A 12368-nucleotide genomic window follows, 5' to 3' on the forward strand; every position below is an offset into this window, starting at 1 on the left:
CCGGTCGCAGCGTGCACAAGAAAGCACACCAAATAACAAATCCAAAAACGGGTGGAACACATGATTCCTTCACAGACTTCCCGCATGGCCCCGGCCATGAGCACTGCCACGGGTGGCATCGGCGACAAGATCCGCGGCGCCATGGCCGTCGGCAAGACCCGTTGGGGCATGCTGGCGCTGGTGTTTTTCGCCACCACCCTGAACTACATCGACCGCGCCGCCCTCGGCGTCATGCAGCCGATCCTCGCCAAGGAAATGAGCTGGACGGCGATGGACTACGCCAACATCAACTTCTGGTTTCAGGTCGGCTACGCCATCGGCTTCGTGCTGCAAGGGCGGCTGATCGACCGGGTCGGCGTCAAGCGCGTGTTCTTCTGCGCGGTGCTGCTCTGGAGCCTGGCCACCGGCGCCCACGGCCTGGCGACCTCGGCGGTAGGCTTCATGGTCTGCCGGTTCATCCTCGGTCTGACCGAGGCGGCCAACTACCCGGCCTGCGTGAAGACCACGCGCCTGTGGTTCCCGGCCGGCGAGCGAGCAGTTGCCACTGGCATCTTCAACGCCGGCACCAACGTCGGCGCGATGTTCACCCCGATGCTGCTGCCGTTGATTCTTCACGTGTGGGGCTGGCAGGCCGCGTTCCTGTGCATGTCGGCACTGGGCGGGATCTGGTTGCTGTTCTGGGGTCTGAAGTACTTCAACCCGGAAGATCACCCGAGCGTGAAACAGTCGGAGCTGGATTACATCCAGAAAGAAGTCGAACCGGAACAGGCCCGCGTGCCGTTCTCGCGGATCCTGCGCATGCGCGGCACCTGGGCCTTCGCCCTCGCCTACTCGCTGACCGCGCCGGTGTTCTGGTTCTACCTGTACTGGCTGCCGCCGTTTCTCAATCAGCAATACAACCTGGGCATCAACGTCACCCAGATGGGCATTCCGCTGATCATCATCTACGTCACCGCCGACTTCGGCAGCGTGGGCGGCGGGATTCTGTCTTCGTTCCTGATCGGTCGCGGCATGAATTCGATCAAGGCGCGGCTGCTGTCGATGTTCCTGTTCGCCTGCTGCATCATCGGCGTGGTCATGGCCGCCGGTTCCGCCAACCTGTGGATCGCAGTGGCCGCCATCTCCCTGGCCATCGGCGCGCACCAGGCCTGGACCGCCAACATCTGGAGTCTGGTGATGGACTACACGCCCAAGCACATGATGAGCACGGTGTTCGGTTTCGGCGGCATGTGCGCGGCGATCGGCGGGATGTTCATGACCCAGATCGTCGGCCATATCCTCACCGTTACGAACAACAACTACACCGTGCTGTTCACCCTGATCCCGGCGATGTACTTCATTGCGCTGACCTGGATGTACTTCATGGCACCGCGCAAGATTCCTACCGTTACCGAGTAGCCGTTCAGTACTGAGTAGCCATCCTGCACCGACCGGCCTGATTTCAGGCCGGTTTTCCTTTCAGCGCCGGCTCTGCTGCCACGCTGCCGCCAGCCCGCTGCAACAGATCACCGCGATCCCGATCACCGTCATCAGGGTCGGTGTGTGGGCAAACAGCAGCCAGCCCAACAGCCCCGCAAACACGATCTGGCAATAGCCGAACGGCGCCAGCAATGCCGGCGCGGCATGCCGGAACGCCTGGGTCAGAAACAGGTGCGCTGTCATCCCGCACGTGCCCAGCGCCAGCATCAAGAAAGCGTGCCCGAGGCTCGGCACCTGCCAGAAGAACGGCACCAGCGCACTCATCACCAGCGTGTTGCACAACCCGGCGAAAAAGTTGCTGGTGGTCGGGCTGTCGACTTCGCTGAGCTTGCGGGTCAGCAACTGATAGAAGCAGAAAAACAGCGCCGAACAGAACGGCAACAGAATCGCCGGGGTGAACAATTCGCCACCGGGATGAACGATGATCAGCACGCCGATAAACCCGCAGATCACCGCGATCCACTGGCCCCGGGTCACTCGCTCCTTGAGCAACGGCACCGACAGCGCCGTCACCAGCACCGGCGCAAGAAAGTTGACCGACGTGGCTTCGGCCAGCGGGATGTACAAAAGTGCCGTAGTGAAAAACAGGCTGGTGCCCAGCAGGCACAACGCCCGCGCCAACTGCCACAACGGGCGCTTGGTGCGCAGCACGCGCAACCCGGACTGCGGCAGAAAAATCCCCGCCATCAACAGCGTGTGCACCAGATACCGCGCCCACACCACCATGACAATCGGATAAAAACCCGAGAGGTATTTCGACAGCGCATCGTGACTGGAGAACAGGAACGTCGCCACGACAATCAGCAAGATCCCCTTGAAGGGCTGGTTGACGCCGGAAAGCGGTGTGCTGACGGTCATTGGTGATCTCTGGAAATCAAAATGAGGAAAGAGCCTCCAGCGATAATTTAGAACCCGGTTCCAAATTCTCACACCCTTCAAGCCAAATTCTGTGCGATCAACGCACAGCTTTACAGACAACCCGATCCCGCCTGCCGTTGCGCGGCTAGACGAACAACTCCGAAGCGAGGCTCGCCGCCGACAACTCCTCGGTAAACTTCAACAACAGCGGCGCCAGCTCATGCAACCTCGCCCCCGGCAGCCGCGCACTCGGCCCGGCAATGCTCAACACGCCGATAACCCGGCCATCCGCCGGATGCCGCACCACGGCAGCAATGGCCGATGTGCCTAGCGCAGAACTCTCTTCGACACAGGCGTAACCCTGTTCCCGCGCAACCCGTAGATGCTCGAGCAATTCAATGTTGGTCCGCGGTGCATTCGGCCCGATATCCGCCGGTATTTCTGCAGCCTGACGCTCAACCAGCGACAAGGCCTCGGCATCACTCATGCTCGCCAGCCACGCATGGCCGGACGCGGTGTAGAACAATGGCGCATCGCGCCCCATGTCCGGGTCGTAACGTAGTCCGCTGCGCGCGCCCTGTGACTTGGCAATCCAGGTCTGGCGCTCGCCATCGGTGACGCCCAGCCGCACCAGTTCGCCGGTTTCCTGCGCCAGTCGATCAAGTACCGGCTGCACGATATCGGCACCGCTGCTCGACAGATAACGAAAACCCATCGCCACCAATTTGGTCGACAAGTGATAACGCAGGGTTTCCGGGTTCTGCCGCACATAGCCCAGCCGGGACAATTCGGCGAGCAAGCGGTGGGTCGCACTTTTCGGAATGTCGATTTGTTCCGCGAGGGTTTGCAGCGGCAGTCCGCGCGGCTCGTGGGTGAGGCTTTCGAGCACGCTGAAAACCCGTTCGATCTGACTGCCGGCCATGGTGCGATCCCAGTGAAATTTTGCCGATTCTAAAATACATATCACTGATTGCGAAATCTGGAACCGAGCGCTCGATAATCGCCCCCTTTCTCGGCTGACGAGTTGCTGATGCAGGCCGGCGTTGTTTAGTTTTCGGAATCCCATTCTGAAACCCATCAATGCAGGAAGCGCCGACCATGCAGCACATCGTCAACCAACACGGACTGAACCTGCCCAAACTCGGCCTTGGCACCTGGCCGATGCTCGGCGACGAATGCACCCGCGCCGTGGAGCAAGCGCTGGAACTCGGCTACCGGCACATCGACACGGCAGCGGCCTACAACAACGAAGACGCCGTCGGACAGGCACTGGCGAATACACCGACACCCCGCGAGCAGATCCACGTCACCACCAAGGTCTGGTGGGACCAGTTGCAACCGGATGCCATGCGTCACTCGCTGGATCGCAGCCTCAAGGCCTTGCGCAGCGAGTACGTTGATTTGTTCATGATCCATTGGCCGACCACCGACTGGGACTTGCCGCGCACTCTCGAGACCCTCGCCTCGTTCAAGGAGCAAGGTCTGGCTCGCAACATCGGCGTGGCGAATTTTCCGCTGCCGTTGCTGCGCAAAGTCGTCGAGGACCATGGCATTCCTCTGTCAGCGATTCAGGTCGAGTACCACGTCCTGCTCGGACAAAACGCCCTGCTCGACTACGCCCGCCAACACGACCTGGCACTGACGGCCTACACGCCGCTGGCACGCAACAAGGTCTCTGAGGTTGCGCAGATTCAACAGATCGCCGAAAAACACGGCGTGCTGCCGACTCAGGTCGCGTTGAAGTGGTTGCTGGATCAGGACAATGTCGCGGCGATTCCCAAGGCCAGCAGCAAGACCAATCAACTGGCCAACCTCGCTTCACTGAATGTGGAACTGGACGATGACGACCGCGCACTGATTGCCGCGTTGTCCAAACGCGAGCGTCAGGTCAGCCCGGACTTCGCGCCGGTGTGGGACGCCTTCGACCGCTGACACGGCGAAAGAAATCCGCCGACGGATTGAATTCCCGGCGCTCATGCTCGTCAATAACAGGCCCGACCTCGTCCCCCGAGGTCGGGCCTGTTTGCCTGTGTACGAATGGACGGACGACCGGACTGGCGCCACACTCACACACCAGCAACACTCATCACCACGATCAGACAGAGGATTCCCACATGCTATGGAGAAAAGGTCGACGCAGTGACAACGTCGTCGATGCCCGTGGCGATGACATGGGCGGTGGGGGCATGCGCTTCGGTGGCGGCAAGGGCCTGAGCCTCGGCGCGATTCTGCTGATCGTCGGCATCGGCTGGATCACCGGGCAGGATCCGTTGCAGATCCTCGGCCAGCTCACCGGGCAGATGACCGAGCAATCGGCCCCTGCTTCGCAAACCCGTCAGGCACCGCCGGCCAACGATGAACAGGCCGAATTCGTGCGCTCGATCCTCGGCGACACCGAAGACACCTGGGGCGCGATCTTCCAGCAGGCCGGCCGCCAATATAAGGACCCGACCCTGGTGCTGTTCAGCAACCGGGTCAACTCGGCCTGCGGCATGGCCACCTCGGCCACCGGCCCGTTCTATTGCCCGGCGGACCAGAAGGTCTATCTGGACATGGCGTTCTTCCAGGAAATGGCCCAACGCTTCAAGGCCGCCGGCGACTTCGCCCAGGCCTACGTGATCGCTCACGAAGTCGGACACCATGTGCAGACGCTTCTCGGCGTCTCGGCGAAAATTCAGGCTGCCCGCCAGCAAGGTCGGCAGATGCAAGGTGATGGCGGTCTGCTGGTGCGTCAGGAACTGCAGGCCGACTGCCTGGCCGGCGTCTGGGCCTACCATGCGCAGAAACGCCTGAACTGGCTGGAGCCGGGCGATATCGAAGAAGCCTTGAACGCGGCGAACGCCATCGGTGATGATCGCCTGCAACAACAGGGTCAGGGCCGCGTGGTGCCGGACTCGTTCACCCACGGTACGTCGGCGCAAAGGGTGCGCTGGTTCAAAACCGGATTCGCCCAGGGCCAGGTCGGCCAGTGCGATACCTTTGCGGCGAAAAACCTGTAAATGCATAAATGGCTGTTGGCTTTACTGTTCATCGGTGGCACCGCACAAGCGGCCGGCGTCGACGCGATCAGCCCCGGACGCCTGCAACTGCAGGCTGGCGAAATGGCGGTGGGCATCGGCCCGGCGCCGGCGAAAATCGAGCGGGTGCTGATCGTCATTCATGGCAAGTTGCGCAACGCCGAGACCTATCGCAAGAGTGGCGAGAGCGCCGCCGAACTGGCCGGGCAAACTGCCAACACCCTGGTGATCGCTCCACAATTTCTCAACGAAAGCGATGTCGCTCTCTACTCGTTGCCCGCCAGCGTCCTGCGCTGGAAAGGCAATGAGTGGATGGGCGGCGGGTTATCCACAGGGCCGAACGCGCTCAGTTCCTATGCCGCCCTCGACGAAATCATTGGTCGGCTGAGTGATCGCAAGCAGTTTCCGGACGTGAAGCAGATCGTGATCTTCGGCCACTCCGGCGGCGGTCAGGTGGTGCAGCGCTATGCCCTGCTCGCCCGCGAACAACCGGCGCTCAAGGCTGAAGGCATTCGCTTGCGGTATGTGGTGGCCAACCCGTCGTCCTACGCCTACTTCAATGAACAACGACCCGTAGCGTTCGATCACGCGCAGTGCCCGGGTTTCAACCGCTGGAAGTACGGTCTGGTGGATCCACCGATCTACTCCGGTGGGCAAACGCCCGCGCAGCTTGAAGGCCGTTACGTCAAACGCGAGGTGATTTATCTGCTGGGGCAGCAGGACACCGACCCGCAACACCCGGCGCTGGACAAGAGCTGTGCTGCCGAGGCCCAAGGAGCTTATCGACTGGAACGCGGAAAGCTGTTTTTCGGTTACTTGCTGCGCCGCCACCCTGAAGGGGCGAATCAGCGACTGGTGGAAGTGCCCGGCGTCGGGCATAACGGCGACGGCATGCTGACCTCGCCGGAAGGTCAGAAAGCAATCTTCGACCAATAAAAAACGGGGGCCAAAGCCCCCGTTTTTTTTCAAGCGAACAACATCCGTCGCAACTCCACACAATCCTTCGCATGCCAGTCGGTCAGCTCCGGCCAGGGATTGTCCGGCAGGTTCACCAGCACCGTGTGCGCCCCCGCGGCCCGGCCGCAATCAAGATCAAATCGGTAATCGCCGACCATCACCATCTCGCTCGCCGGCACCTGCCAAGCTTCCGCCAGTTTCAGCAGGCCACCCGGATGCGGTTTCGGCGGCGCTTCATCGCGCCCCAGCACATCCTCCACCGCAAAGCAGTCCGCCAGACCGATGGCTTCCAGCGTCACATGGGCCAGCTCCCGCGCATTGCGGGTCAGGATGCCGAGCCGATAACCCCGCGCGTGAAGATCGCGCACCAACTCCACCGCGCCGACTGCCGGGGTCGAGCCGAGCGCCAGATCCCGCTCATGCTCCAGCAGCCAAGCGTGTTTCGCCGCCGCTTCTTCGGGGGGCAACGCCGCGAGGTGGGTGAGGATGTCGTCCTCCGGCGGGATCGCCAGCGCCACGCGAATTGCCGCGAAATCATGCACGGCGACGGTCAGGGTGCCGTCCATGTCGAACACCCAGTGCCGCACGTCCGCCAGACTCATGCCCAGTCCTTGCGATGACGGATCAGGCCTTCCTGAGTCACCGACGCCACCAGCTGCCCGGCGCGGTTGAACACGCTGCCACGGGAGAATCCGCGAGAGTTGCCGGCCCACGGACTGTCCATGGCGTAGAGCAACCAGTCATCGGCGCGCAAATCATTGTGGAACCACAAGGCGTGGTCGAGGCTGGCGACTTGCATGTCTTTCTGCCAGACCGATTTGCCGTGGGGCAGCATCGACGTGGTCAGCAGACCGAAGTCCGAGGCGTAGGCCAGCAAATATTTGTGCAGCGCCGGGATGTCGGCCAACGCACCGTCGGCACGGAACCAGACGTACTTGATCGGATCCGCCGGTTGCGGGTTGTACGGGTCTTTTTCAGTGACCGGGCGCACTTCGATCGGTTTCGGGCACAGCAGTTTTTCGCGCATGTGTTCCGGGATCAGGTGCGCGCGTTGCTGGGTCAGTTCCAGTTCCGACGGCAGGTTTTCCGGGCCGACCACTTGCGGCATCTGGCTCTGGTGTTCGAAGCCTTCTTCGTCGTACTGGAACGAAGCGCTGCAGGTGAAAATCGGGTGGCCCTTCTGGATCGCGGTCACGCGGCGGGTGCTGAAGCTGCCGCCGTCACGCACGCGGTCAACCGAGTAGACCACCGGCAACTTGGCATCGCCCGGACGCAGGAAATAACCGTGCATCGAATGCACATGACGCGTCTCTTCAACCGTCTGACTGGCCGCCGACAGCGACTGGCCGAGTACCTGGCCGCCGAACAACTGGCGAAAGCCCAGATCCTGACTGCGCCCACGGAACAGGTTTTCCTCGATCGGTTCGAGGGTCAGCAGATCCACCAGATCTTCCAACACTTGGCTCATTCAGACTCTCCTCACACAACGCTATGCCGCGCAGTCTTGGCTGCGGCGGCCAATTCAGGTTCTGGCGCGAGCCATGATCGCGCCATTGTAAACGTCCGTGTCGGCTTAGCCATGCAGGGTCTGCAGCCATTGCTCCCTGGTGATTCGGTACAACAGATGTCGACGCAACGGGTGATCGACAGCCAGTTTCGGGTGATCGAAATCATGGGCCGGGTCGTGATGCATGCCGATGGCCTGCATGACTTTTTCCGACGGCAGATTGCTCTGCGCGGTGAAGGACACGATCTCTTTCAAGGCCAACCGATCAAAGCCGCAACGCAGCGCAGTCCACGCCGCCTCGCTGGCATAACCCAGGCCCCAGTGTTCCTTCGCCAGACGCCAGCCGATTTCCACCGCCGGGGTGAACGGCGCCTCGAAACCGACCACGCCGAGCCCGGTAAAACCGATGAATTCGCCAGTGTCCTTGCGCTCCAGCGCCCACAGGCCGAAGCCGTGTTCGGCAAAATGGCCGCGCACACGGCCGATCATTGCGGCACTTTCCAGCCGGCTCAACAGCCCGGGAAAATAGCGCATCACCTGCGGATCGGCGCACATCGCCGCAAATGCCGGCAAATCCGCGTCCTGCCACTGACGCATCAGCAGTCGCGCGCTTTCCAGCTGCAGTATCGGCTCCATCGTGCCCCTCCGTTTCCATGCCGCCAGTCTACATCGCTGGTAGGCTTTGCACTCTTTCCTACAGCCTTTATGAATAGTCCGCCATGCCATTGCCGTTGATCTACCACGAAGACTACAGCCCCGAGTTTCCGGCGGATCACCGCTTTCCCATGGACAAGTTCCGTCTGCTGCGCGATCACTTGGTGGACAGCGGTCTGACCCGCGATGAAGACCTGCTGCGCCCTGAACTGTGCCCTGCCGACATCCTCGCCCTGGCCCATGACCGCAACTACATCGAACGCTACATGAGCGGCGAGCTGTCCCGCGAAGACCAGCGGCGCCTCGGTCTGCCGTGGAACGAAGCGCTGGCCCGGCGCACGGTGCGGGCGGTCGGCGGTTCGATTCTAGCGGCAGAGAAAGCGCTGGAGCATGGCCTGGCCTGCCACCTGGCCGGTGGCACTCATCACGCGCATTACGACTATCCTGCCGGGTTCTGCATCTTCAATGACCTGGCGATCATCAGTCACTACCTGCTGCAAAGCGGCCGGGTGAACCGGGTGCTGATCTTCGATTGCGACGTGCATCAGGGTGACGGCACTGCACGGATTCTGCACAACACCCCGGAAGCGATCACCGTTTCCCTGCACTGCGAAAAGAACTTTCCTGCACGCAAGGCCGAAAGCGACTGGGACATTCCGCTGCCCAACGGCATGGGCGATGCCGATTACCTGAAAGTCGTCGACGATGCGCTCAACTATTTGCTGCCGCTGTATCAGCCGGATCTGGTGCTGTACGACGCCGGCGTCGATGTGCACAAGGACGACGCCCTCGGTTATCTGCAACTGACCGACGAAGGCGTTGCCGCCCGCGATGAAAGCGTCATGCGCCATTGCCTGGGCCGCGATATCCCGGTGGTCGGCGTGATCGGCGGTGGCTACAGCAAGGATCGCCAGGCCCTCGCCCGCCGTCACGGCATCCTGCATCACAGTGCGCAGCGCGTCTGGCAGTCATCCGGTTGTCATTGAGTTGTGCTGCGTTACCCACAATGGCTGTGGAACGGCCTGTGGATAACCTGAGCGAAAGGGACTACAGCCCACGCTGAACACGGCTTGCAGCGCACTGGTTGTTTTTTGATCAGCGATTTGAGCCACCACAAGCCTCTGTGGGAGCGAGCCTGCTCGCGATGAGGCCTTCTCATCCGGAATCGATGGCGACTGATCCGCCGCATCGCGAGCAGGCTCGCTCCCACAAGGGATTTGCGCTGTTAGAATGCGCGCCATATTTCGTCAGACCGCAGCGCACGCCATGACCCAGATTCACGCCACCTCTCCCGCTCACGTCGCCATCATCGGCGGTGGCCCCGCCGGCCTGATGGCCGCCGAAGTGCTGAGCCAGGCCGGAGTTCGCGTCGATCTGTACGACGGCATGCCCTCGGTGGGCCGCAAGTTCCTGCTGGCCGGGGTTGGCGGCATGAACATCACCCATTCCGAAGCCTGGCCGGCCTTCCTCTCGCGCTACGCCGAACGCGCCCCGAACATCGCCCCGCTGCTGCGCGCATTCGACGCCGACGCACTGTGCCGCTGGATTCACGAACTGGGCATCGAGACCTTCATCGGCAGCTCCGGCCGGGTGTTCCCCACCGACATGAAAGCTGCGCCATTGCTGCGCGCCTGGCTCAAGCGCTTGCGGGACAGCGGCGTGGTTATCCACACCCGCCACCGCTGGCTCGGCTGGGATGAAAACGGCGCGCTGCGCATCGACAGCCCGGAAGGCGAGAAAACCCTGAACCCCGAAGCCACCCTGCTGGCCCTCGGCGGCGGCAGCTGGTCGCGGCTGGGTTCCGACGGTGCGTGGATGTTGCCGCTGGAGCAACGCGGTGTAGGACTGGCGCCGTTGCAGCCTAGCAATTGCGGCTTCGAGGTGCAGGCCTGGAGCGAAGTAATGGTCAGCAAATTCGCCGGCGCACCGCTGAAAAATATCGCCATCGGTTTGAACGACGATGTTCCGCGTCTGGGCGAATGCGTGATTACCGCGACCGGGATCGAGGGCAGTCTGATTTATGCGCTTTCAGCGCCGATTCGCGAGGCGATCAATGTGCACGGTGTAGCGACTGTTCACATCGACCTGCTGCCCGGCCGACCTGTGGATAAATTGCAGGCGGCATTGAGCAAACCTCGGGGTTCACGCTCGATGGCCAAGCATCTGCACAGTCAGGTCGGGATTGATGGGGTGAAAGCGGCGCTGTTGCGTGAGCTCACTGATGCTGCGACGTTTGCTGATCCGGCATTGCTGGCCCGGGCGATCAAGGCTTTGCCGCTGACGCTGGTGAAAACCCGTCCGCTGGATGAAGCGATCAGCAGTGCCGGTGGGGTGACGTTCGAGGCGATGGATGAGCGGATGATGCTCAAGGCGTTGCCGGGGGTGTTCTGTGCGGGGGAAATGCTGGATTGGGAGGCGCCGACTGGGGGGTATCTACTGACGGCGTGTTTTGCCAGTGGCCGGGCAGCCGGAATTGGCATGCTGGACTGGTTGAAACAGCGCAACTGATCGTTCCCGCATTGCGCGGGAACGATCCGATCTGGCTTAAGGCTTACGCTTGCGCGGCCCGGTATTGAACACCGGCACCTTGCGCACAGGCTTGATCGCCACTTCCGGCGCCGGGGTATCCCCGCTGTCCACCCACTTGCCCAGATTGCGCTTGCCACCGCCGCCGCCGGAAACTTTCGGCTTCTTCGGTTTTTTCGGCTTTTTGATCACCTGACCACTGGCATCGGTATCCGGCACGCGGTGCTCCGGCACGAAGTCCGGTTCGATCTCGCGCTTCAAGGTGCTGCGGGTCAGCATTTCAATCGCCGACAACATGTTCACTTCATCGGCGCACACCAGCGAAATCGCCTGACCGGTCGAACCCGCGCGGCCAGTCCGGCCGATACGGTGAATGTAATCCTCGGCGACGATCGGCAGATCAAAGTTGACCACCAATGGCAGGTCTTCGATATCCAGACCACGGGCCGCGACATCGGTGGCCACCAGAATCTGCACTTCGCTCAGTTTGAAACGGTCCAGGGCGCGCTGCCGGGTCGCTTGCGGCTTGTCGCCGTGGATGCCGTCGGCATTCACGCCCAGCCCCTGAAGTTTCTCGACCAGCGCATCCACACCATTACGGGTCTTGGCGAACACCAGCACCTGCTTCCACTTGTTCTTGCGCATCAGGTGCACGAACAGTTCCGGCTTGCGCTTCTTGTCCACCGTCACCACCCACTGCTTGACGGTGTTGGCGGCCACATTGCGCGGGCTGACTTCGATGCTCTGCGGGTCGTTGAGCATCTGCCCGGCCAGCAGGCGGATGTCATCGGAAAAGGTTGCGGAGAACAGCAGCGTCTGACGTTTCTTCGGCAGCGCGCGGTAAATGTTCGCCAGCTCTTCGGAAAAGCCCAGGTCGAGCATGCGGTCGGCTTCGTCCAGCACCAGGGTTTGCAACTGGTTGAACTTCAGCGCGTTCTGGCGGAACAGGTCGAGCAGACGGCCCGGGGTCGCGACCAGCAGATCGACACCGCCGCGCAGCTTCATCATTTGCGGATTGATGCTGACGCCGCCGTACACCGCGTAAGTGCGTAATGGCAGGTTTTCGGCGTACTGGCGCACGGCTTCGTGGACTTGTTCGGCCAGCTCGCGAGTCGGCACCAGAATCAGCGCGCGCACGGAGTTGGCGGTAACTTTCGGCCCTTCCATCGCCAGCAGTTGCAGCAGCGGCAAGGCAAAACCGGCGGTCTTGCCGGTGCCGGTCTGGGCCGCAGCCATCAGGTCGCGACCGGCCAGCACAGCCGGAATGGCTTGCGCCTGCACCGGCGTCGGGGTCTGGTAGCCGAGCTTCTCGAGGGAGCGCAGCAAGGGTTCGATCAGGCCAAGGGTGGCGAAAGTCATGGGAGTACCGT

12 protein-coding genes are annotated in these 12368 nt (G+C 62.0%); 6 read left to right on the forward strand and 6 right to left on the reverse strand.

Features of this window, described 5'->3' with window-relative positions:
* The first annotated feature begins 60 nt into the window (after positions 1-60).
* On the forward strand, positions 61-1398 hold the full coding sequence (locus DLD99_RS24980) for an MFS transporter (protein ID WP_114885678.1): 1338 nt from the start codon (positions 61-63) through the stop codon (positions 1396-1398).
* Positions 1399-1458: 60 nt separating this feature from the next.
* On the opposite strand, the gene DLD99_RS24985 is transcribed toward DLD99_RS24980, so the two are convergent.
* Positions 1459-2337: a DMT family transporter gene (locus tag DLD99_RS24985; protein ID WP_114885680.1), complete on the reverse strand. Its 879-nt coding sequence runs from the start codon at positions 2335-2337 to the stop codon at positions 1459-1461.
* A 145-nt stretch (positions 2338-2482) separates the two neighbouring features.
* On the reverse strand, positions 2483-3259 hold the full coding sequence (locus DLD99_RS24990) for an IclR family transcriptional regulator (protein WP_114885682.1): 777 nt from the start codon (positions 3257-3259) through the stop codon (positions 2483-2485).
* 176 nt (positions 3260-3435) lie between these two features.
* Between DLD99_RS24990 and DLD99_RS24995 the strand changes: the two genes are divergently transcribed.
* From DLD99_RS24995 to DLD99_RS25005, 3 genes are all read left to right on the forward strand, one after another.
* Positions 3436-4269, forward strand: a complete 834-nt coding sequence (locus DLD99_RS24995) for an aldo/keto reductase (protein ID WP_114886798.1) — start codon at positions 3436-3438, stop codon at positions 4267-4269.
* Positions 4270-4451: 182 nt separating this feature from the next.
* Positions 4452-5336 carry a KPN_02809 family neutral zinc metallopeptidase gene (ypfJ, locus tag DLD99_RS25000; RefSeq protein WP_114885684.1) on the forward strand — a complete coding sequence of 295 codons (885 nt, stop codon included), beginning with the start codon at positions 4452-4454 and terminating at the stop codon, positions 5334-5336.
* Complete coding sequence (locus DLD99_RS25005; RefSeq protein ID WP_114885686.1) at positions 5337-6290, forward strand: S49 family peptidase domain-containing protein; 954 nt, start codon at positions 5337-5339, stop codon at positions 6288-6290.
* Between the two features lie 29 nt (positions 6291-6319).
* Here the strand turns inward: DLD99_RS25005 and DLD99_RS25010 are convergent, their stop codons facing one another.
* The 3 genes from DLD99_RS25010 to DLD99_RS25020 all read right to left on the reverse strand — a co-directional run bounded on the left by DLD99_RS25010 (position 6320) and on the right by DLD99_RS25020 (position 8454).
* Positions 6320-6913, reverse strand: a complete 594-nt coding sequence (locus DLD99_RS25010) for an HAD family hydrolase (protein ID WP_114885688.1) — start codon at positions 6911-6913, stop codon at positions 6320-6322.
* Complete coding sequence (tesB, locus tag DLD99_RS25015) at positions 6910-7779, reverse strand: acyl-CoA thioesterase II (RefSeq protein ID WP_085712241.1); 870 nt, start codon at positions 7777-7779, stop codon at positions 6910-6912. The genes DLD99_RS25010 and tesB overlap by 4 nt, the downstream gene beginning before the upstream one ends.
* A gap of 105 nt (positions 7780-7884) precedes the next feature.
* Complete coding sequence (locus tag DLD99_RS25020) at positions 7885-8454, reverse strand: GNAT family N-acetyltransferase (RefSeq protein WP_085712242.1); 570 nt, start codon at positions 8452-8454, stop codon at positions 7885-7887.
* Between the two features lie 83 nt (positions 8455-8537).
* On the opposite strand from DLD99_RS25020, the gene DLD99_RS25025 reads away from it, so the two are divergent.
* Both DLD99_RS25025 and DLD99_RS25030 read left to right on the forward strand, forming a co-directional pair.
* Positions 8538-9458 (forward strand): histone deacetylase family protein, encoded by a 921-nt coding sequence (locus DLD99_RS25025; protein WP_085712243.1) that lies wholly within the window; start codon positions 8538-8540, stop codon positions 9456-9458.
* 280 nt (positions 9459-9738) lie between these two features.
* On the forward strand, positions 9739-10980 hold the full coding sequence (locus DLD99_RS25030) for a TIGR03862 family flavoprotein (protein ID WP_114886800.1): 1242 nt from the start codon (positions 9739-9741) through the stop codon (positions 10978-10980).
* Between the two features lie 36 nt (positions 10981-11016).
* On the opposite strand, the gene rhlE1 is transcribed toward DLD99_RS25030, so the two are convergent.
* Positions 11017-12357, reverse strand: coding sequence for an RNA helicase RhlE1 (rhlE1, locus tag DLD99_RS25035; RefSeq protein ID WP_114885689.1), 1341 nt, complete (start codon positions 12355-12357; stop codon positions 11017-11019).
* Positions 12358-12368 lie beyond the last annotated feature (11 nt).

This window comes from Pseudomonas kribbensis (assembly GCF_003352185.1).
Taxonomy (GTDB): Bacteria; Pseudomonadota; Gammaproteobacteria; order Pseudomonadales; family Pseudomonadaceae; genus Aquipseudomonas; species Aquipseudomonas kribbensis.